The organism is Streptomyces thermodiastaticus, assembly GCF_014656135.1.
GTDB classification, from domain to species: domain Bacteria; phylum Actinomycetota; class Actinomycetes; order Streptomycetales; family Streptomycetaceae; genus Streptomyces; species Streptomyces thermodiastaticus.
Map to the genome: position 1 here is coordinate 61,710 of NZ_BNBV01000011.1, position 19,797 is coordinate 81,506.

A 19,797-nucleotide genomic window follows, 5' to 3' on the forward strand; every position below is an offset into this window, starting at 1 on the left:
CTGACGTCCCCGTCTGCATCCTCCAACGCCCGCGGCCGCGCGGGGGTTCCCGATCACGGCGGCGCGTGGCCGCCGTGAGGGTTCAGCCGCCGTAGACGTGGGGCGCGAGCGTCCCCACGAACGGCAGGTTGCGGTACTTCTCGGCGTAGTCCAGGCCGTAGCCGACGACGAACTCGTTAGGGATGTCGAAGCCGACCCACTCCACGTCGATGGCGACCTTCGCGGCGTCCGGCTTGCGCAGCAGCGTGCACACCTTCAGCGAGGCGGGCTCGCGCGAGCCGAGGTTGTTGATCAGCCAGGACAGGGTCAGGCCGGAGTCGATGATGTCCTCGACGATCAGGACGTGCTTGCCCTTGATGTCGGTGTCGAGGTCCTTCAGGATCCGCACCACGCCGGAGGACTGGGTGCCCGCCCCGTAGGAGGACACGGCCATCCAGTCCATGGTCACCGGGGTGGACAGCGCCCGGGCCAGGTCGGCCATGACCATGACGGCACCCTTGAGGACCCCGACGATCAACAGGTCCCTGCCCGCGTACTCCGCGTCGATCTTGGCGGCCAGTTCGGCCAGCTTGGCGTCGATCTCTTCCTTGGTGATGAGCACCTTCTCGAGGTCGGCACCCATGTCTTTCGCGTCCACCCGCATCACTTTCGGTCGGTCGTCCCACCGGCTGCCGCGGCCCGCCCCGGCTGGGAGGACCGGCCACCGGGACCCTCCCCCGCGGGGGAGACCGGCGCCTTCCCCGCGAGGGAAGGATTCAGCCTTGCCGAATCACCAGTCTGCCACCCTGCCGCTGGGCCACGACTTTGCCGGGCAGGTTGATGGCTCCCTGGCCGCGCCAGCCGGTGATCAGCCGGTCCATCTCCTCGATGTGGCGGGCGAACAGCGACCCGGCCGGAGCACCGGCCGCGATGGCGGCGCGGCGCAGAATACGGCGGCGCACGGCGGGCGGCAGGGCGTACAGCTTGGCGCATTCCAGCCGTCCGTCCTCGTCGCGCACGGCGGCCTCGGCCTGGCCGGCCCAGGCGTCGAGCGCGTCGGCGTCGTCGCGGGAGAGCTGTGCGGTGCGGGCCAGGGCCTCGACGACGCCCTTGCCCAGCGCCTTCTCCAGGGCGGGCAGTCCCTCGTGGCGCAGCCGGGAGCGGGTGTAGGCGGGGTCGGTGTTGTGCGGGTCGTCCCACACCGGCAGGGCCTGGACCATGCAGGCCTTGCGGGCGGTCTGGCGGTCGATCTGCAGGAAGGGGCGCCGGTAACGGCCGCCGGCCCCCGAGACCGCGGCCATGCCCGACAGGGAGCGGATGCCGGAGCCGCGGGCCAGGCCGAGCAGCACCGTCTCGGCCTGGTCGTCGCGGGTGTGGCCGAGGAGGATCGCGGCGGCGCCGTGGCGTTCGGCGGCGGCGTCGAGGGCGGCGTAGCGCGCGTCGCGGGCGGCGGCCTCGGGACCGCCCTCGCGGCCCACGCGGACGGCGACCGCCTCCACCGGGTCCAGGCCCAGGTCGCGCAGCCGCTGGGCGACCTCGCCGGCGCGCTGGTCGGAGCCGGCCTGCAGGCCGTGGTCGACGGTGACGCCTCCGGCGCGGACGCCGAGCCGGGGGGCCTCGAAGGCGAGGGCGGAGGCGAGCGCCATGGAGTCGGCGCCGCCGGAGCAGGCCACCAGCACGAGCGGCGCCGAGGGGTCCACGGCGGCGCGGCGCGTGCGGGAGGGGGCCGGCACCCCGGCCGGGGGCGGCGCGACGGGCGGCGCGGGCGGCACGAGAGGGGCGCCCGGCAGGGCGTACGGGGCGGGCGCGGGGGCGGGGGTCCGCGCGGCGTACGAGGGCTGGGAGGTCTGTTCGTTCAGGATGTCGTGGAGCACGCGGCGAACCGCCAGGCGTATCGCCGCGACCGCAGGATGGGGACCCATGTCCGGTTCCCTTCACGAAGGTTCTTCGGGGGGTGAACCCGAGTCGGTCACTCAGAGTGTGTCGATGGTGACAGAAACGGGCCGTTCCCCGAGCATTGCACGCCTACCCATCGCCCACGGTCCCTCGGACGGGTGATTGGCGGGGCGTTCGTCTGCCGCAGGCCGGATCCGGTTCACCACCTCGGGCGGCCGTTCACGACTCCGCCGTGCGGTGCACCCGCGCGATCCAGTCCGCCGGTTTGGCGATCTCCGCCTTGGTGGGGAGGGTGTTCGGGGAGGTCCACACCCGGTTGAAGCCGTCCATGCCGACCTGGTCGACGACCGCGCGCACGAACCGCTCCCCGTCGCGGTACTGCCGCAGCTTGGCGTCCAGTCCGAGCAGCTTGCGCAGGGCGGTGTCCAGGCGGGAGGCGCCCTTGGCACGGCGCTGCTGGAACTTCTCCCGGATCTCCGCCACGGTCGGCACCACGTCCGGTCCGACGCCGTCCATGACGTAGTCGGCGTGCCCCTCCAGCAGGGACATCACAGCGGTGAGCCGGCCGAGGATCGCCCGCTGGGCCGGGGTCTGCACCAGCTCCACCAGGGAGTGGCCCGTGTCGTCGGCCTCGCCCTCGGGACGGCCGCCGACCAGCGACTGGGCGGCCTCGCGCAGCCGCTCCAGAAAGGCCGCCGGGTCGACGTCGGTCTCGGCCAGGAAGGCCTGGATCTCGCCCTGGAGGTGGTCACGCAGCCAGGGCACCGCGCTGAACTGCGTGCGGTGCGTCTCCTCGTGCAGGCACACCCACAGGCGGAAGTCGTGCGGCTCGACGTCCAGCTCCCGCTCGACGTGGACGATGTTCGGGGCGACCAGCAGCAGCCGGCCGCCGCCGTCGCCCGCGGGCAGCTCGCGGGAGGCCGGGGCGAACGTCTCGTACTGCCCGAGCACCCGGGAGGCGAGGAACGACAGCAGCATGCCCAGCTCGACGCCGGTGACCTTGCCGCCCACGGTGCCGAGGACCACGCCGCCGGGGCTGCTGCCGCGCCGCCGCTGCATCTTCTCCAGCAGCGGTCTGAGCAGCTCGCGGAAGCCGGCGACGTTCGCCTTGACCCAGCCGGGGCGGTCGACGACGAGGACGGGCGTGTCGTGGCCGGCGTCGGTGCCCAGACGAGTGAAGCCCCGGACGTGCTCCTGAGAGGCCTCGGCATGGCGGCGCAGCTCCGCGACGACGGCGCGGGCCTCGTCGCGGGTCACCTCGGGGCCCGGCCGGACCAGCCGGGTCGCGGTCGCCACCGCGAGATTCCAGTCGATCATCCCGGGACTTGCGGCACCACCGATGCTCGTCATGCGTCAACGGTACGTGAGCGGGGCCGCCTCAGGCAGTCCGTGGCGTGTCCGCCGGTGCGGGCCGGGCACGGCGCGGGCGCCCGGCCCGGCGGGGAGCGGGAACGGTTCAGCGGCAGCCGCAGCCCGCCAGCGCGGCCGCCGCCCGGTCCAGGGCGGACTGGGCCGCCTGGGGGTCGGTGGTGTCCTCGGCGAGGAAGGCGAAGGCCATCAGCCGGCCGTCCCGGTCGACGACGGTGCCGGCCAGCGTGTTCACCCCGGTCAGGGTGCCCGTCTTGGCGTGCACGATCCCGGCCGCGGCCTGGCCGGTGTACCGGTCGGTCAGGGTGCCGGTGAAGGCGGCCACCGGCAGGCCGGTGAGGATCGGGCGGAGCCCGGGGCGGGCCGGGTCGGCGGCGGTGCGCAGCAGGGCGGTGAGCAGGCTCGCGGTGAGCCGGTCGGAGCGGTCCAGGCCGCTGCCGTCGTGGAAGGAGGCACCCTTCAGGGGCAGCCCGAGCTGCGCCAGCCGGCGGGTGATCGCCCGGGCGCCGCCGGCGAAGTCGGGCCGCTCGCCGGTGGCGAGAGCCGTCTGCCGGGCGAGGGTCTCGGCGATGTCGTTGTCGCTCTCGGTGAGCATGCGCTCGACCACGTCGGACAGGGGCGGGGAGGAGACGGACGCGAGGGTCTGCGCGCGGCTGGCCGCCGTGGCCCGGGCGGGCTCGCCGGTGCGGATGCCGTGGGCGTGCAGGAAGCCGGCGAAGGCGCGGGCCGCGGCGGCCGCCGGGTCGGGCTCGCGCGGGGCGGGCCCGCTCGTGGAGCCGTCGGTGCGCCCCTCGTCGGCGGCCAGGGCGGTGACCCGGGCCAGGTTGTCGTTGACCCCGATGGGGTGCATGCCGTCCCCGGCGAACAGGCTGGTGTCGTACGCGAGCGTCACGTCGTGCAGGCCGCGCCGGGTCAGCGCGGCGGCGGTGCGGTCGGCCAGGGTGCGCAGGCTCGCCCGGCCGTCCGCGTCGGCGCGGGCGGTGAGGGTGGGGTCGCCGCCTCCGACGAGGACCAGCCGGGTGGTGCCGGGCTCCAGGACCGTGCGGGTGGTGAAGCGGTGGTCCGGACCGAGGGCGGACAGCGCGGCGGTGGCGGTGGCGATCTTGGTGGTGGAGGCCGGGGTGAGCGCCGCGTCGGCGTTCCGGCCGTAGAGCCGGTGCCCGTCGGTCAGGTCGACGACGACCGCCGCGGGCTGCTCCCCGAGCGCGGGGTCGCGCAGCAGCGGGTCCAGCACACCGGCGAGACGCGGGGCGCCACCCTGCGGCCTGGCCAGGCTCGCCAGCACGGGCGGGGCGCTGGGCGCGGGCGCCGGACCGTCGGCGGACGTGCCGGACCCCACGCCGTGATCTGCGCCACCCGCGGCCTGAAGAGCGGCGGCACGGTCTCTCTCGGCCGTACGCTGGCCGGAGGAGTCCCAAGGACCGGCGGCGGTCACCACCGCGGCGGCCAGCGCCACACCGGCGGTGGCGGCGCCCGCGGTGAACTGCCAGGTGCGCGGCCGGCCGGCCGGCCGTGTCCCGGCGGCCGCCGCGAGCCGAGCGATCCGCAGCGCCGCGGAGCGTGCGGCACCCGCCGGAGCAGGCCGTGCGGCCCGCGCCAGCCGTGCCAGACGCGGTCGTGCAGCCCGTGCCAGGCCTGTCAGACGTGGTTTCGCGGCCCGCCAGGCCCTCGGTTCCCGCACGACCACCAGCCCCTTTCGCGATCACACACCTGCGTGGGGGACACTTAATCACCAGAACTATGTGCTGATCATGGAGGAGCCACCGGTGGAGTTCGACGTCACGATCGAGATCCCTAAGGGTTCGCGGAACAAGTACGAGGTGGACCACGAGACCGGTCGTATCCGCCTGGACCGTCGACTCTTCACTTCGACCAGCTACCCGGCGGACTACGGCTTCGTCGAGAACACCCTCGGTGAGGACGGCGACCCGCTGGACGCTCTGGTCATCCTGGACGAGCCGACGTTCCCCGGCTGCCTCATCAAGTGCCGCGCGATCGGCATGTTCCGGATGACGGACGAGGCCGGTGGCGACGACAAGGTGCTGTGCGTACCGGCGTCCGACCCGCGTGTGGAACACCTGCGGGACATCCACCACGTGTCGGAGTTCGACCGTCTGGAGATCCAGCACTTCTTCGAGGTCTACAAGGACCTGGAGCCCGGCAAGTCGGTGGAGGGCGCCAACTGGGTCGGCCGCGCCGACGCGGAGGCGGAGATCGAGCGGTCCATCAAGCGCTACCAGGAGCACGGCGGTCACTGACCCACGATTCGGTAAGGGCCGCGGCCACCCCGGCGGGTGACGCGGCCCTTTCCGTATCGGGCGGGATACGGCCGCCGCGCATACTGAGCCCACGGAACGCGAAGTTCAGGGAGCGTTGCCCAGTGACGGATGCGGAGAACCGCGCGCCTGCGGACGACCGCAAGCCGCAGTCGGACGAGGCGAGGGGTGTCTTCGGGGACCCCGCGGACTCGTCGGTGACGCAGGCGACGCACGAGAACGACGTGCCGCGTGCGGCGAAGAAGCAGCAGGCACCGAGGACGGCGGGGACCAAGCAGGCGGAGGCGGGAGGCCGGGCGGCCACGACCGCCACGGTCCCGGTCTCGCCGCGCCCGGCGAGACCTGTGATCCCCCGGCCCGCCGCGCCCCTCGGGACGGACGGCGAGTCGTCCACGACGTCCGAGTTCGCCGTCCCGAAGGGGCTGGCCCTGCCCCGGACGAGCGAGTCCGAGACCACCTCCGAGTTCGCGGTCCCGGACGGCCTGGCCGTCCCCCGGACCGATTCCGAGACCACCTCCGAGTTCGCCGTCCCCGACGGCCTGGAGGTGCCCGAGCCGCCGGCCGCGGAGCGCGAGGGCTCGGCGTTCAGCCCGCCGAGCACCTACAGCGCCCCGCAGGCACCGGCCGCCTTCACCCCGCCCTTGGGCACCCCCGCGGTCAGCCTGACCAAGGAGATCCCCTGGCAGGACCGGATGCGCACGATGCTGCGCATGCCGGTGGCCGAGCGCCCGGCCCCGGAGACGGTCCAGCGGACGGAGGACGAGGGCGGCCCGGCCGTGCCCCGCGTCCTCGACCTCACCCTGCGTATCGGCGAGCTGCTGCTGGCCGGCGGCGAGGGCGCCGAGGACGTGGAGACCGCGATGTTCGCGGTGTGCCGCGCCTACGGCCTGGACCGCTGCGAGCCGAACGTCACCTTCACCCTGCTGTCGGTCTCCTACCAGCCGTCCCTCGTCGACGACCCGGTGTCGGCCTCCCGCACGGTGCGGCGCCGGGGCACCGACTACACCCGGCTCGCGGCCGTCTTCCAGCTCGTCGACGACCTGAGCGACCCGGACACGCATGTCTCCCTGGAGGAGGCCTACCGCCGGCTCGCGGAGATCCGCCGCAACCGGCACCCCTACCCCGGCTGGGCGCTGACCGCGGCCGCGGGGCTGCTCGCGGGTGCGGCCTCCCTGCTCGTCGGCGGCGGTGACCTGATCGTGTTCGTGGCGGCCGCGGTGGGCGCGATGCTCGGCGACCGGCTGGCCTGGCTGTGCGCGGGCCGCGGGCTGCCGGAGTTCTACCAGTTCACGGTCGCCGCGACGCCGCCGGCCGCGCTCGGTGTGGCGCTGACCCTGGCACACGTCGACGTGAAGGCCTCCGCCGTCATCACCGGTGGACTCTTCGCGCTGCTGCCGGGACGGGCCCTGGTGGCGGGCGTGCAGGACGGCCTGACCGGCTTCTACATCACCGCCTCCGCGCGCCTGCTGGAGGTCATGTACCTCTTCGTCGGCATCGTCACCGGCGTGCTGACCGTCCTGTACTTCGGCGTGAAGCTGGGGGCCCCGCTCAACCCGGACGCGGCCCTGGCCGTCGGCAACCGGCCGGTGACGCAGATCTTCGCCTCGATGCTGCTGTCGCTGACCTTCGCGGTGCTGCTGCAGCAGGAACGGTCGACGGTGCTGCTGGTGACGGTCAACGGCGGCATCGCCTGGGTGGTGTACGGGGCGCTGCACTACGTCGCCGGGATCTCCCCGGTGGCCTCCACGGCGGTCGCCGCGGGCCTGGTGGGTCTGTTCGGGCAGCTGATGGCCCGCTACCGGTTCGCGTCCGCGCTGCCGTACACGACCGCCGCGATAGGGCCGCTGCTGCCCGGTTCGGCGACCTATTTCGGGCTGCTGGCGATCGCGCAGAACCACATCGACAAGGGGCTGGTGTCGCTGGCCAAGGCGGTGTCGCTCGCCATGGCCATCGCGATCGGCGTCAACCTCGGCTCGGAGATCTCCCGGCTGTTCCTGCGGGTGCCCGGCGCGGGCAGCGCGGCGGGCCGCCGGGGCGCGAAGCGGACGAGGGGCTTCTGACCGGTCCGCGCGCGGGCTCACCGGTCCGCGCGCGGGCCGCCGGCTCAGCGGCGGTCGGCCTCGCCGCCGCCGTCGGGGTACCCGGCGCCGGAGTTCCACTGCCGGCGCGGGTCCGGCGCCGGCGCCTGGGCGTATTCGCCCGCCGGAGTGCCGTAGGACTGCGGCTGCTGCGGGTAGGGCTGCTGGGGGTACTGCTGCGCGCCGTAGCCGCCGCCGTACTGCTGCCCGTTGCCCGGCCCGCCGTGCGGGGGGTTCTGCGGGCCCTGCGGCGGGTTCGGCTCGCCGTACTGCCCGGGCTGCCCGTACTGCCCGGGCTGCCCGTACTGCCCGGGCCGGCCGTACTGCGGCTGGTGCGGCGGTTCGATGCGGCGCAGGCGGGTCGTGGCATCGTCCATGACGGGCTGCTGCGGCTGCGCGGCGTACGGCTGCGGGTACGGCTGCTGCCCCTGCGCCGGCTCGCCGGCCCCGGCGGGGGACTGCGCCTCCCTCTTGCTCTTGCCCCGGGCCCGGAGCACCTCGATGGCGACCGGGATCACCGAGACGAGGACGATCAGGACGAGGATCGCCTCGATGTTGTCCTTGACGAAGGCGATGTTGCCCAGCCAGGAGCCCAGCAGGGTCACGCCGGCGCCCCACAGGACACCGCCGATGACGTTGAAGATCAGGAACGAGCGGTACCGCATCCCGCTGACGCCCGCGATGATCGGCGTGAAGGTGCGCACCACGGGCACGAAGCGGGCCAGCACCAGCGACTTGGGGCCGTGCTTCTCGAAGAACTCGTGCGCCTTGGTGACGTTCTCCTGCTTGAACAGGCGCGAGTCCGGACGCTTGAACAGGGACGGGCCGACCTTCCGGCCGAACATGTAGCCCGCCTGGTCGCCGAGGACGGCGGCGAGGCTGATCAGCACGATGGCCGCCGGCAGCGGGAAGCCCATCTGGCCGGAGGTGATCAGCAGGCCGCAGGTGAACAGCAGTGAGTCGCCCGGCAGGAAGAACCCGATCAACAGACCCGACTCGGCGAAGACGACGAGGAGCAGACCCCAGATGCCGAAGGTGTCGAGGAGGTAGTTCGGATCGAGCCAGCTCGGGCCGAGGGCGAGCGTCGTCACGGTACCGGGCTCCTGAAGGGTGAGGGCGGACGGCGGCGGTTTCGGCCTCCGTGGTGCTGCCGCACAAAACTATCAACGCATGGTGTGCGGGTCGCGTTCCACGGGGCTTGTGCGCCCGCCCGCCGGGTCCGCCCTCACCCTTCGCGTCCGGTCACACCCCGGCGGTGCGGCGCTCGGCGTTGGCGTGGATCGCCTGGCGCAGGTGCGCGGCGAGCCCCGGCCGCAGCCCGTCGTAGTACGCCGTGAAGCGCTCGTCGGAGACGTACATGTCGGCGAAGCACCGGTGCATCTCGTACGGCACCTCGAAGTACCACCGGCTGATGTGCTGCCGGTGCTCCTCGGCGAGGTCCATGGCCGTCTCGCCGGACGGCGGCTCGCCGGCGGCCACCACGGCGGCGTACCGCTGCTGCCAGTCGTCCATCTCGGCCTTGATGCGCTGCCAGTCCTCCTTGGTGTAGGAGGCCGTGCGGCGCCGCGACTCGGCGTACGCCTCCGTGTGCCCCCAGCGCTGCTCGGTCTCCTCCTCGTACCGCACGGGGTCCATGTCGCCGAAGACCTCGAAGCGCTCCTCGGGCGTGAGATCGATACCCATCCTGCGTGCCTCCATGGCGTGCTCCACCGCCGCGGCCATCTGCTGCAGCTTCTCGATCCGGGCGGTGAGCGCCGCGTGCCGGCGCCGCAGGTGTTCCCGCGGGTCGGCGTCCGGGTCGTCGAGCAGGGCCGCGACCTCGTCGAGCGGAAAGCCCAGCTCCCGGTAGAACAGGATTCGCTGCAGCCGCTCCAGGTCGGCGTCGCTGTAGCGCCGGTGGCCCGCGTGGCTGCGCTCGCTGGGCTGGAGCAGGCCGATGGCGTCGTAGTGGTGCAGCGTGCGCACCGTCACCCCGGCGAACCCGGCGACCTGTCCCACGGAGTAGCTCACTGCTCCGCTCCCTTCTCGGTACGCACTCCACGGTCGGCCCTCACGTCACGTGAGGTGCAAGTCCGCAAGGGTAAAGGGGGCGGGGGAGGCCGTCAGAACGGGAAGCTGCCGCGCCGGTGCCGGACGGAGATCCACTTCAGGGTGGTGAAGGCGTCCACGGTCGACTCGCCGTTCAGCCGGCCGATGCCGGAGTGCTTCTCGCCGCCGAAGGGGACGTGCGGCTCGTCGTGGACGGTGCCGTCGTTCACATGGAACATGCCGGTGTCGATGCGCCGGGCGAAGGCGACGCCGCGCTCGACGTCCGCGGTATGGACCGCGCCGCTCAGGCCGTACGGGGAGTCGTTGACGATCCGGACCGCCTCCTCCTCGCCGTCGAAGGGGACGAGGAAGACGACCGGGCCGAACACCTCCTGCCGCAGCAGGGGCGAGTCGGCGGGCAGCCCGGTCAGGACGGTCGGCTCGACCAGGTTGTCCCGCACCGAGCCGTGCACCAGGGCCGTCGCACCGGCGGCGAGCGCCTGCTCGACGGTGGCCGTGACGGCGGCGGCCTGCGCGGAGTTGATCAGCGGGCCGATGACGGTCTCCGGGTCGCGGGGGTCGCCGCACTTCAGCGACCGCACTCTGGCGACGAACTTCTCGGTGAACTCCTCGGCGACCGAGCACTCCACCAGGACGCGGTTGGCGGCCATGCAGACCTGGCCCTGGTGGACGAAGCGGCTGAAGACGGCCGCGTCGACGGCGTGGTCGAGGTCGGCGTCGCCGAGGACCACGAGGGCGCTGTTGCCGCCCAGTTCGAGCACCACGCGCTTGAAGTGCCGGGCGCAGACGGTCGCGACGTGCCGGCCGACGGCGTCGGAGCCGGTGAAGGAGATGACCTTGGGGACGGGATGCTCGAGGAAGGCGTCGCCGATCTCGTCGATGTCGGTGACGACGACGTTGAGCAGCCCGGCGGGCAGTCCGGCGTCCTCGAAGATCTTCGCCACCAGGGTGCCGCCGGTCACGGGCGTGTTCGGGTGCGGCTTGAGCACCACCGCGTTGCCGAGCGCGAGGGCCGGGGCGACCGACTTGAGCGACAGCAGGAAGGGGAAGTTGAAGGGGCTGATCACGCCGACGACACCGACCGGGACCCGGTAGACGCGGTTCTCCTTGCCTTCGCCCGGGGACGGCAGGACCGTGCCCTGCGGGCTCAGCGTCAGCCGGGCCGCCTCGCGCAGGAACTCCTTCACGAGGTGCAGCTCGAAGGCGGCCTTGAGCCGGGTGCCGCCCAGCTCGGCGATGATCAGCTCGGTGATCTCCGGCTCGCGCTCCTCGACCAGCCGCAGCGCCTTCTCCAGCACCTCGCGGCGGGCGTAGGGGCTGCCCGCGGCCCACTCCTGCTGGGCGCGGGCGGCCGCCCGGTAGGCCTGATCCACCTCGTCGGCCGTGGCTATGGTGATCGCGGCCAGCTTCTCGCCGTCGTACGGGTCGAAGTCGATGAGGTCCCAGGAGCCGGTGCCCGGACGCCACTCGCCGTCGATGTACTGCTGGGCCAGGTCGGTGAAACAGGTCGGCATGTGTTCCCCCTCGCATCCCGGGCTCGCGGTGGCCGATCGGGCCGTCATCGTACGTGCGAGCGACGGGAGTTGGGGGATCTTGGCCGGTTTCAGGAGAGCTGCAGCAGCCCGCGCAGCAGGTCGCGGCTCTCCTTGGGTCCGGGGCTGTCGCGCTGCAGTTCCGTGAGCGCCTTCTCGTACTGGGCGACGTCCTCGGGCTTGTCCAGGTACAGGGCGCTGGTCAGCTGCTCGACGTAGACGATGTCGGCCAGATCGGACTCGGGGAAGCTCAGGAGGGTGAAGGCGCCGGACTCGCCGGAATGGCCGCCGAAGCTGAACGGCATGACCTGCAGCCGCACATTGGGCCGCTCGGACATCTCGATCAGATGCTGCAACTGGCCGCGCATCACCTCACGGTCGCCATAGGGCCGGCGCAGGGCGGCCTCGTCCAGGACGATGTGCAGCTCGGGCGCATGCTCGGACACGAGGTACTTCTGCCGCTCCAGCCGCAGGGCCACCCGCCGCTCCACATCGGCCTCGCCGGCGTCCCGCATGCCGCGCCGGACGACCGCGCGGGCGTACTCCTCGGTCTGCAGCAGCCCGTGCACGAACTGCACCTCGTAGACGCGGATCAGCGAGGCGGCGCCTTCCAGGCCCACGTAGGTGGGGAACCAGCTGGGCAGGACGTCGGAGTAACTGTGCCACCAGCCGGCGAGGTTGGCCTCCTTGACCAGGGACAGCAGCGCGGCGCGCTCCGCCTCGTCCGTGACGCCGTAGAGCGTCAGCAGGTCCTCCACGTCCCGGGTCTTGAAGCTCACCCGGCCCAGCTCCATCCGGCTGATCTTCGATTCCGAGGCGCGGATCGCGTATCCCGCCGCCTCCCGGGTGATCCCCCGCGCTTCCCGCAGTCGCCTGAGTTGCGCGCCGAGCAGCATCCGCCGCACCACCGATCCTGACTCTCCCGCGCTCACGTCCGTCAGCCTCCCCGACTCCTTCGAACGCCGAAGTCTGCCACCAAATCACTCCGAGCAGTACTCGACCGGTTACAGATCCGCAGGCCCGCGGGCACCGCCCTCGGGCCCCCGAAACGCACGGCGACGGCGGGACGGGCGGCCCGGGGCAGGCGTACGGGCGGACGAGAAGACGGCGGAAAATGACTCATAAGCGGTACGGGAAGCCGCATTCCGGTCTCGTGCACGTGCATCTGCTCTTGCGTCCGCCCGGTGCTTCCGAAACCATGGTTCCCGCACCACCGCTCCATCGCAACGATCTGCTTCGCAACGACCGCGATACCCGGGAGTGCCTCGCATGGGGACGAATGGATCGACCATGCTCGAGCCGTCACGGCAGGGCCTTCCGCCACTGGATCCCGCGGCGGTGTCCGACGCCGCCTGCTGCGCCCTTTCCGCCGGTCACGAGGCGGTGCCCGAGGCCCGGCACTTCACCCGGGGCACGCTCGACGCCTGGGGCCTCGCGGAACGCTTCGACGACGTCTGCCTGGTGGTCTCGGAGCTGGTCACCAACGCCCTGCGGCACGCGCTGCCGGCGGTGCGCTCCCACGGGCCGGCCCCCGACCCCGGCCCTGCGATACGGCTGCATCTGATGCGCTGGACCGGGCGCCTGGTGTGCGCGGTGCGCGACCCCAGCCGGGACCACCCCGTCGTCAGGGACGCGGACGCCCTGCCCGACGACCGGGCCGAGTCGGGCCGCGGGCTGTTCCTCATCGCGTCCTTCAGCGACGGCTGGGGCTGGCATCCGCTCGCGGGCACGCTCGGCGGCAAGGTCGTCTGGGCCCAGTTCCGGCTGGCGGACGAGGGCGGCTAGCGCGCACCGATGCGCCGGGGACGAACGACGTCCTGGCGCTACGCGCGTCACACCACCGGCGCCCCGGCGGCACCGCATCGCCGGTGACGCAGGGTCAGCCGGCCACCAGGTGGTCGAACTCGCCGTCCTTCGCACCACGCAGCATCGCCTCGATCTCCGCGCGGGTGTAGACCAGGGCCGGGCCCTCCGGGAAGCGCGAGTTGCGCACCGCCACCTCACCGCCCGGCAACCGGGCGAACTCCACGCAGGAACCCTGGGAGTTGCTGTACCGGCTCTTGTGCCAGGAGACCCCGCGCAGCTGCGTGGCCGCCATGCCGTTGTACACGCCGCACTCCCCGTACCCGCCGTCGACGTCGTGGTCCACAGGTCGCTCCTCGATGGTGCACTGGCTGTGTGGCCATGGATGCGTTGGTCAACTGCGCCTCGGATCATAACTGGTTCATGTGCAACTGCTCAGGCATATGCACGTGCACGCCGCCGGGCGACGAGGCGCGACCACCCGGGTGACGAGGCGCGACACCACCCGGGTGACGACAGGATGTGACACGTCTTCGACCGATCGGCTACCCGGCTTCTGCCCCGGAACGCACCGGCAAGTGGGCGGGTCTCCCACCGCCTCCCCGCGCCGCCTGCTCACTGGTAGCTTGCCGGCGACCGGCCGGCCGCCGGGGGCCGCCGCTTCCGACAGGGAGGCTCGCAGTGACCACGGCAACGACGGAATCGGGCGCACAGCGGACGCCGGACGCCGCGGCGTCGGGCACGACGGCGCGGACGGCGGCAGGGATCGCGGCCGTCGCGCTGGCGGGCACGCTCGTCCTGACGGCGTGCGACAGCGGCAGCCCGGATCCGGGGACGTCCCGCTCCGGCGCACCGTCCGCCTCCGCCTCCCCGCACAGCGCCTCTCGGGCGCCCGGTGCGTCGCCGGGATCCGGCGGCGGCACGCACGCCGGTGATGCTCCGGCGGTGGACGGCAGCTGGCTGACCACCCGTGACGGCGCCATGGTGGTGCTGACGGTGGAGGGCGGCCGGGCGGCTCTGTTCGCGACGGACCGGACCATGTGCTCGGGCACCGCGCAGGAGCGGGACGGCAAGCGGCTCGTCCGGCTGACCGGCTGCGGCAAACGCACCTTCGGCACGGTGGACTCGGTCAACACGACCACGCTGCGGGTGACCTGGGAGGGTGGACTCGGCACGGAGACGTGCACCAGGTCCGACGGCGGAGCGCTACCGTCGGGGCTGCCCACGGCGAGCCTCGGCTCCTGACGTTCGTACAAGGCCGGTGCCGGTGGCGGCGCGGGCAACCGCGCCGCGCGCTCGTACGTGATGAGCTCCGAGCATCGTCACGACCCAAGGAACTCCCGCTCATGCGTGCCCTCCCGATCCGCGTCGCCGCCCTCGCCACGGCCCTGGCACTGACCGCCTGCGGCCACGGCGGCGGCACCGAGGACAGCCACCGCGACACCGGCAGCAAGAACGCCGACGTCGCCGCCTGCCGCCTCGGCGACGTCACCCTGACAATCGGACCGGTCAGTGCCGCGCCCGCCGCCGGCGACACCGGCCAGGTGCCCGTGACCCTGACCAACCGGGGCGCCCGGTGCGCCCTGCGCGGCTTCCCGGTCGTTCGGCTGGGAACCGGGACCACGACCCGGGCCGTACCGGCCGACCGCACCAGCACGCCGCAGGATCTGCCCCTCGCCACGGGCGACGCCGCCCTGTTCACCCTCACCTATGTGCGGGGGCGTGAGGGGGACGGGACGAGCCTGCCGGCCACCTCGCTGACGGTCGCACTGCCCGGGACGAAGGACGGCACGTCCTTCCCCTGGTCCTACGGGCCGGTGGGGGCCACGGCGACCACGGGCACACCGGACGCGTCGGTGACGGCGTTCCAGCAGGCCGGGGACTGACCCGTCGCGCGGGCACGGGTCCTGCTCCGGCGGCCGGCACTGCGCCGTCCGTGCCCTACTCCAGCGGCCGGCACTCCGTCATCCGTGCCCGGTCGGCGGCCTCGGCGCCCTGAGCCCAGCCGGCCGCGTCGCTCACCCCGCGCAGACGGGTGGTGGTCGTCTCGGGGAACATGCGCTCCACCCGGCCGGCGACCGCGACGTCCCGGCTCGCCAGCACCGGAAGCAGATCCCGCGTCACCTGACTCTCGGCGGCGGCCGCGAGACGGGTGCCGACGCGGTGGGCGTAGGCGGCGAGGAAGGACTGCCGGAAGGTCTTCGTGCGTCTGCGTCCGCCGGCCCGCTGGGCGGCCTCGGCCTTGGTCATCGCCGTCGTCGCCTGCACCAGGAGCGAGGTGTACAGCAGTTCCACGGCCTCCAGGTCGGCCTCGAAGCCGACGACGGTGGAGAAGCCGAGGGCTTCGTGCCACACGGCGCGGCAGTGGTTGGCCGTGGCGACCGCGTCCAGCAGGACGGCCTTGGCCTGTTCGTAGGGCGGATCGACGCCGATCCGGCAGGCACCGGGCACGTCCGGGGACGGGTCCTGCGCGGCGAGCCGTGCCTCGTCGACACTGTGCCGTGCCATCAGCTCCTGCGCCTTGGCGCTCAGCGCCTCCGCCTCCTGTGGATACCCGGTCGCCTCGGCCTTGGCGAGCAACGCCCGTATGCGGCCCAGCACACGCGACTCGCCGTGCGCGGCGGCCCGCCGTCCGGCCGGGCCGGGGGCGTCCAGCGGTTCGAGGACGGGCAGCCGCAGCAGCAGCCGGTACAGCTGAAGGACGGCGGTGGCGTGCGTGAACCGGTCCGTCCGGGCGGGCGCCCGGCCGGAGGACTCCAGCAGCCGGCCGGTCTCGTCGAGCTGCCTGGTCCAGCGCCGCCCGCGGGGCCGGTCGGCGGCGGCCTGCGCGCGGATCAGCTCCGCCGCCAGGCGCACGTGCGGCTCGTCCAGCTCGCGTCGCACCAGGCGCAGGACATCGGCCGGCTCCCACCCCCGCCGCCAGGCGGCCGCCACCAGCTCCTCACCGCGCCGGGCCAGCTCGGCTTCGGCGGCCGGGTCGGCGGCGAGCAGGGAGGCACCCGTGTCGAGCGCGGTGTCGTCGGCGGTGTGGAGCGCGGCCGCGAAGGCGCGGTCGACGGTGCCGGCCGCACCGGACGGGCCGGAGGTGCTGGTCGTGGTCACGCACCGATCGTGCCACGACCGGCCGCGCGACCCCGGCCGCATCCACAGCCTGTGGACAACGCACCCCGCACTCTCCTCTCACCCCTCGGCCACCGCACCCCGGCAACTGTCAACCGGCGGTTGACACCCCCCAACTGTCAACCTACGGTTGTCAGCATGACGAACCTCACCTTCAGGTCGTCCATCCGTCTCGACGACCTCATCAACGCGATCAAGAAGGCCCACCAAGAACCGCTCGAGCAGCTGCAGGACGCGGTGCTCGCCGCCGAGCACCTCGGCGAGCTGGCCGATCACCTCATCGGGCACTTCGTGGACCAGGCGCGGCGCTCCGGCGCGTCCTGGACCGACATCGGCAGGAGCATGGGCGTCACCCGGCAGGCCGCACAGAAGCGGTTCGTGCCGAAGGAGTCCACCGATCTCGACCCCAGCCAGGGCTTCAACCGCTACACGCCGCGCGCCCGCAAGGTCGTGATGGCCGCCCACGACGCCGCCAAGGCCGCCCGGAACTCCGAGGGCCTGCCGGTGCACCTCGTCCTCGGGCTGCTGACCGAGCCGGAGGCCCTGGCCGCGAAGGCGATCCAGCACCTGGGCGTCACCCTGGAGGCGGTCCGTGAGGCCGCCACCGCCGCCCTGCCGCCGTCGTCCCCCGACGCCCCGGAGCTGATCCCCTACGGCCCGGCCGCCAAGAAGGCCCTCGAACTCACCTTCCGCGAGGCCCTGCGCCTCGGCCACAACTACATCGGCACCGAGCACATCCTGCTGGCGCTGCTGGAGCAGGAGAACGGCGAAGGCCTGCTGAGCGGGCTGGGCCTGGACAAGGCCCGGGTCGAGGAGTACGTCACCACGACGCTGGCGGCCCTCCTGGAGGACTCCTCGCCCCAGGAGACGGCACCGCGACCGGACGGGACGGCGGACGGAGGGACGGCACAGGAGCCCGAGGGCGCCTGACGTTCCGTGTCCGGCCGGATGTCAGACCCTGCTGCAAGACTCGTACGCATGACCGGTCGGTGGGCTCTCGCCCCGGCCGAGGACGGTGGCGCCGACATCGCACCCCTCGGCCCCGACGGGCTGCCCGCCGGCCCGGTGCGCCGGGAGACCGACCTGGCCGAGGCCGTCCGGAGCAGACCACAGGTCACGCGCTGGGTCTGGCGGTCCACCGCCGAGGTCGCCCCACGGCTGCTCGCCGCGGGCGCCCATGTGGAACGCTGCTACGACATCGAGTGCGCCGAAGCCCTCCTCCTCGGCCACGAGGGCCACCACGGCGAACCGCGCTCGGCGGCCGCCGCGCTCGCCCGGCTGCGCGGCGCCCCCGTCCCACCGGACCCGCCTGTGCCCTCGGCCGTCCCCGGAGCCCAGTCCCCGCTCTTCGAACCGCCCGCCGCCCGCCTCCCCCTGCACGACCTGATCGCGGTCTACGCCTGGCAGCAGCGCCGGCACGAGCGGGCCGAACACCCCGACCGCATGCGGCTGCTGACCGCGGCCGAATCGGCCGGCACGCTCGTCGCTGCCGAGATGAACCACGCCGGCCTGCCCTGGCGCGCCGATCTGCACCGCCGGGTGCTGCACGACCTGCTCGGCGAGCGGTACGCGGGCGGCGGCGAGCCGCGCCGGCTGGCCGAACTGGCCGACGAGGTGTCCGCCGCCTTCGGCCACCGGGTGCGCCCCGACCTGCCCGCCGACGTGATCAAGGCGTTCGCCGGCGCCGGCATCACGCTCCGGTCCACCCGCCGCTGGGAGCTGGAGACCGTCGACCACCCCGCCGTACGGCCTCTGCTGGAGTACAAGAGGCTGTACCGGATCTGGGTCGCCCACGGCTGGACCTGGCTGCAGGACTGGGTGCACGACGGCAGGTTCCGGCCGGGGTTCCAGGCAGGCGGCACGGTCAGCGGCCGCTGGGTGACGCACGGCGGCGGCGCCCTGCAGATCCCCAGGGTGATCCGGCGGGCCGTGATCGCCGACCCCGGGTGGAAGCTGGTCGTCGCCGACGCCGACCAGATGGAGCCCCGCATCCTCGCGGCGGTCTCCCGCGACCCCGGCCTGATGGAGGTGGCCTCCCGGGACACCGACCTGTACCAGGCCGTCTCCGACCGCGCCTTCTCCGGCGACCGGGCCCAAGCCAAGATCGCCGTGCTCGGCGCCGTCTACGGCCAGACCTCCGGCGACGGGCTGAAGAACCTCGCCGCCCTCCGGCGCCGGTTTCCGCGGGCGGTCGCCTACGTCGACGAGGCCGCCCGCGCCGGCGAGGAGGGCCGCCTGGTCCGCACCTGGCTGGGGCGCACCTCTCCCCCGGCCGCCGGCACCGACGACACGGCCGGCGAGGCCGGGCTGCCCCAGGACGGCGGAGGGGAGCCCGACCGCGACCGGCTGCCCGGCCGCCTCACGGCCGACGCCCGCGCCCGCGGCCGCTTCGCCCGCAACTTCGTCGTCCAGGGCAGCGCCGCCGACTGGGCCCTGCTGCTGCTCGCCGCCCTGCGGCCCGCCTGCCGGAACCTGGCGGCCGAGCTGGTGTTCTTCCAGCACGACGAAGTGATCGTGCACTGCCCGGAGGACGAGGCGGACACCGTCGTCGATGCCATCCGGGAGGCGGCGGCGCTGGCCGGGCGGCTGACCTTCGGCGACACTCCCGTACGGTTCCCGTTCACCACCGCGGTGGTGGACTGCTACGCGGACGCCAAGTGAACGGACCACCCCGGCCATCCGCGGACCGCCGCCGCTTTTCGCCCGTCTCGGCAAGGACCCGTGCGGGACTCTCGCCGGAACACCGCGCTCCGCGCCGCAAGGGTGCATAGGATGACTTTTCATGCCGAACGCTGATGACCTGCTCGTCGCCGTCGCCTCCCTGGTGGAGTCACAGCCGAGCAACCAGATGCCGCTGACGGTGGTCGTCGGCGGTGCTGTGCTGACCGGCCGGCTGGCCCCCGAGGCCATGTGGCGGCAACGGGTCGCGGAGGTCCTCCGGGACTCGGACCGCCTCGCCCCCTTCGCCGAGGTCTTCGCCCACGACGCACGCGGGGACAAGCACGACCGCACCGAGCCCCCCGCGTATCTGCACTTCCACCTCGCCCGGATCCTGCAGGGCAACCTCGGCATCCCGGAGACGGGCGGCATGTACCGCGTCGCGATCAAGGACGTCAGCGCATGGACCGTGGGCGACGTCAGCTACTCGGACCGGTGAGGTGACTCCGGCGCGGGTGCCGGCGGTGGTACGTCCGGCTCAGTGGAACTCGCGCACCACCTGGAGCCTGCCGACGACATCGTCGCGCACCGGGTAGAAGATCGGCTGCTCGGGGAGCCTGGGCGGCCAGGCGGGCCAGTCCAGCTCCCGCACCAGCTCCAGCTCCTCGGGGCCGGTGGGACGCCACAGGGTCGTCGTTGCGCGCGGGCTGCTCACGGACATCGCTTCCTTGACGACGTGGCCGGCGGTACGGCCGGCCGCATCCGGGATCGTGAACGCCCGGAGATCCTCGCCGGCGGGAGCGCTCGACGGGGCGGCCGACCGAGACGACAACTGAGACCGGGCGAAAAGCAGAACAGCGGCTTCCCGGGGAAACCGCTGTTCGGAGTGGAGCCGCTTTCGGGATTCGAACCCGAGACCTACGCATTACGAGTGCGTTGCTCTGGCCATCTGAGCTAAAGCGGCCTGCTGCCTGCACCATGGTGCGGGCGGCAACGTGCGTAAGTCTACACAGTTTCCCGGGGTGCTTCGTACCCGCC

General features: G+C 73.2%; 19 protein-coding genes and 1 tRNA gene. 8 read left to right on the forward strand and 12 right to left on the reverse strand.

The annotated features are described in order from the left end of the window. Positions 1 to 82: 82 nt before the first annotated feature. The 4 genes from hpt to dacB all read right to left on the reverse strand — a co-directional run bounded on the left by hpt (position 83) and on the right by dacB (position 4,930). Positions 83 to 643 (reverse strand): hypoxanthine phosphoribosyltransferase, encoded by a 561-nt coding sequence (gene hpt, locus IE286_RS12915; protein WP_189796829.1) that lies wholly within the window; start codon positions 641 to 643, stop codon positions 83 to 85. A gap of 112 nt (positions 644 to 755) precedes the next feature. Next, a complete protein-coding gene (tilS, locus tag IE286_RS12920) occupies positions 756 to 1,901 on the reverse strand; it encodes a tRNA lysidine(34) synthetase TilS (protein ID WP_189796830.1) in 1,146 nt (381 codons plus the stop codon). Positions 1,902 to 2,094: 193 nt separating this feature from the next. Then, the gene (locus IE286_RS12925) at positions 2,095 to 3,225 is read right to left on the reverse strand and encodes an Rv3626c family coenzyme F420 biosynthesis-associated protein (RefSeq protein WP_189796831.1); all 1,131 of its coding nucleotides are present in this window, start codon (positions 3,223 to 3,225) and stop codon (positions 2,095 to 2,097) included. Positions 3,226 to 3,331: 106 nt separating this feature from the next. Continuing rightward, positions 3,332 to 4,930 (reverse strand): D-alanyl-D-alanine carboxypeptidase/D-alanyl-D-alanine endopeptidase, encoded by a 1,599-nt coding sequence (gene dacB, locus IE286_RS12930; RefSeq protein WP_189796832.1) that lies wholly within the window; start codon positions 4,928 to 4,930, stop codon positions 3,332 to 3,334. A 79-nt stretch (positions 4,931 to 5,009) separates the two neighbouring features. Between dacB and IE286_RS12935 the strand changes: the two genes are divergently transcribed. Together IE286_RS12935 and IE286_RS12940 are read left to right on the forward strand one after the other, a co-directional pair. After that, positions 5,010 to 5,501, forward strand: a complete 492-nt coding sequence (locus IE286_RS12935) for an inorganic diphosphatase (RefSeq protein ID WP_125500197.1) — start codon at positions 5,010 to 5,012, stop codon at positions 5,499 to 5,501. 440 nt (positions 5,502 to 5,941) lie between these two features. Further along, complete coding sequence (locus tag IE286_RS12940) at positions 5,942 to 7,579, forward strand: threonine/serine exporter family protein (RefSeq protein ID WP_229862599.1); 1,638 nt, start codon at positions 5,942 to 5,944, stop codon at positions 7,577 to 7,579. 44 nt (positions 7,580 to 7,623) lie between these two features. Here IE286_RS12940 and IE286_RS12945 read toward each other — a convergent pair whose 3' ends face one another. From IE286_RS12945 to IE286_RS12960, 4 genes are all read right to left on the reverse strand, one after another. Next, a complete protein-coding gene (locus tag IE286_RS12945) occupies positions 7,624 to 8,688 on the reverse strand; it encodes a DedA family protein (RefSeq protein ID WP_189796833.1) in 1,065 nt (354 codons plus the stop codon). 151 nt (positions 8,689 to 8,839) lie between these two features. Next, on the reverse strand, positions 8,840 to 9,607 hold the full coding sequence (locus IE286_RS12950) for a MerR family transcriptional regulator (protein ID WP_189796834.1): 768 nt from the start codon (positions 9,605 to 9,607) through the stop codon (positions 8,840 to 8,842). Between the two features lie 92 nt (positions 9,608 to 9,699). Beyond that, complete coding sequence (locus IE286_RS12955; RefSeq protein WP_189796835.1) at positions 9,700 to 11,160, reverse strand: aldehyde dehydrogenase family protein; 1,461 nt, start codon at positions 11,158 to 11,160, stop codon at positions 9,700 to 9,702. Between the two features lie 89 nt (positions 11,161 to 11,249). Then, positions 11,250 to 12,110 (reverse strand): Sco1979 family transcriptional regulator, encoded by an 861-nt coding sequence (locus IE286_RS12960; RefSeq protein WP_505014451.1) that lies wholly within the window; start codon positions 12,108 to 12,110, stop codon positions 11,250 to 11,252. A 337-nt stretch (positions 12,111 to 12,447) separates the two neighbouring features. Here IE286_RS12960 and IE286_RS12965 point away from each other — a divergent pair, with 337 nt between their 5' ends. Continuing rightward, on the forward strand, positions 12,448 to 12,963 hold the full coding sequence (locus IE286_RS12965; RefSeq protein ID WP_189796836.1) for an ATP-binding protein: 516 nt from the start codon (positions 12,448 to 12,450) through the stop codon (positions 12,961 to 12,963). A gap of 94 nt (positions 12,964 to 13,057) precedes the next feature. Here the strand turns inward: IE286_RS12965 and IE286_RS12970 are convergent, their stop codons facing one another. Continuing rightward, on the reverse strand, positions 13,058 to 13,327 hold the full coding sequence (locus IE286_RS12970) for a DUF397 domain-containing protein (RefSeq protein ID WP_189796837.1): 270 nt from the start codon (positions 13,325 to 13,327) through the stop codon (positions 13,058 to 13,060). 335 nt (positions 13,328 to 13,662) lie between these two features. Between IE286_RS12970 and IE286_RS12975 the strand changes: the two genes are divergently transcribed. Continuing rightward, positions 13,663 to 14,226: a hypothetical protein gene (locus IE286_RS12975; RefSeq protein ID WP_229862535.1), complete on the forward strand. Its 564-nt coding sequence runs from the start codon at positions 13,663 to 13,665 to the stop codon at positions 14,224 to 14,226. A gap of 101 nt (positions 14,227 to 14,327) precedes the next feature. Next, on the forward strand, positions 14,328 to 14,867 hold the full coding sequence (locus tag IE286_RS12980; protein ID WP_189796838.1) for a DUF4232 domain-containing protein: 540 nt from the start codon (positions 14,328 to 14,330) through the stop codon (positions 14,865 to 14,867). Between the two features lie 55 nt (positions 14,868 to 14,922). Here IE286_RS12980 and IE286_RS12985 read toward each other — a convergent pair whose 3' ends face one another. Continuing rightward, positions 14,923 to 16,125: a DUF2786 domain-containing protein gene (locus IE286_RS12985; protein WP_189796839.1), complete on the reverse strand. Its 1,203-nt coding sequence runs from the start codon at positions 16,123 to 16,125 to the stop codon at positions 14,923 to 14,925. Between the two features lie 114 nt (positions 16,126 to 16,239). On the opposite strand from IE286_RS12985, the gene IE286_RS12990 reads away from it, so the two are divergent. From IE286_RS12990 to IE286_RS13000, 3 genes are all read left to right on the forward strand, one after another. Then, positions 16,240 to 17,031 (forward strand): Clp protease N-terminal domain-containing protein, encoded by a 792-nt coding sequence (locus tag IE286_RS12990; RefSeq protein WP_189796840.1) that lies wholly within the window; start codon positions 16,240 to 16,242, stop codon positions 17,029 to 17,031. Positions 17,032 to 17,079: 48 nt separating this feature from the next. Next, positions 17,080 to 18,762 carry a bifunctional 3'-5' exonuclease/DNA polymerase gene (locus tag IE286_RS12995; RefSeq protein WP_189796841.1) on the forward strand — a complete coding sequence of 561 codons (1,683 nt, stop codon included), beginning with the start codon at positions 17,080 to 17,082 and terminating at the stop codon, positions 18,760 to 18,762. 121 nt (positions 18,763 to 18,883) lie between these two features. Continuing rightward, positions 18,884 to 19,258, forward strand: a complete 375-nt coding sequence (locus IE286_RS13000) for a GvpU-like protein (protein WP_189796842.1) — start codon at positions 18,884 to 18,886, stop codon at positions 19,256 to 19,258. Between the two features lie 39 nt (positions 19,259 to 19,297). On the opposite strand, the gene IE286_RS13005 is transcribed toward IE286_RS13000, so the two are convergent. Both IE286_RS13005 and IE286_RS13010 read right to left on the reverse strand, forming a co-directional pair. Continuing rightward, positions 19,298 to 19,474 carry a hypothetical protein gene (locus IE286_RS13005; protein WP_189796843.1) on the reverse strand — a complete coding sequence of 59 codons (177 nt, stop codon included), beginning with the start codon at positions 19,472 to 19,474 and terminating at the stop codon, positions 19,298 to 19,300. Between the two features lie 172 nt (positions 19,475 to 19,646). Beyond that, positions 19,647 to 19,723 (reverse strand) — tRNA-Thr (locus IE286_RS13010). Between the last annotated feature and the right edge of the window lie 74 nt (positions 19,724 to 19,797).

What these genes read in the sequence shown, in the direction of transcription:
- hpt (WP_189796829.1), bottom strand. Translation starts at nt 643, where the DNA reads ATGCGGGTGGACGCGAAAGACATGGGTGCCGACCTCGAGAAGGTGCTC.
- IE286_RS12980 (WP_189796838.1), top strand. Translation starts at nt 14,328, where the DNA reads ATGCGTGCCCTCCCGATCCGCGTCGCCGCCCTCGCCACGGCCCTGGCA.
- IE286_RS12965 (WP_189796836.1), top strand. Translation starts at nt 12,448, where the DNA reads ATGGGGACGAATGGATCGACCATGCTCGAGCCGTCACGGCAGGGCCTT.
- IE286_RS12995 (WP_189796841.1), top strand. Translation starts at nt 17,080, where the DNA reads ATGACCGGTCGGTGGGCTCTCGCCCCGGCCGAGGACGGTGGCGCCGAC.
- IE286_RS12955 (WP_189796835.1), bottom strand. Translation starts at nt 11,160, where the DNA reads ATGCCGACCTGTTTCACCGACCTGGCCCAGCAGTACATCGACGGCGAG.
- IE286_RS12925 (WP_189796831.1), bottom strand. Translation starts at nt 3,225, where the DNA reads ATGACGAGCATCGGTGGTGCCGCAAGTCCCGGGATGATCGACTGGAAT.
- IE286_RS13000 (WP_189796842.1), top strand. Translation starts at nt 18,884, where the DNA reads ATGCCGAACGCTGATGACCTGCTCGTCGCCGTCGCCTCCCTGGTGGAG.
- IE286_RS12990 (WP_189796840.1), top strand. Translation starts at nt 16,240, where the DNA reads ATGACGAACCTCACCTTCAGGTCGTCCATCCGTCTCGACGACCTCATC.
- tilS (WP_189796830.1), bottom strand. Translation starts at nt 1,901, where the DNA reads ATGGGTCCCCATCCTGCGGTCGCGGCGATACGCCTGGCGGTTCGCCGC.
- IE286_RS12985 (WP_189796839.1), bottom strand. Translation starts at nt 16,125, where the DNA reads ATGCGGCCGGGGTCGCGCGGCCGGTCGTGGCACGATCGGTGCGTGACC.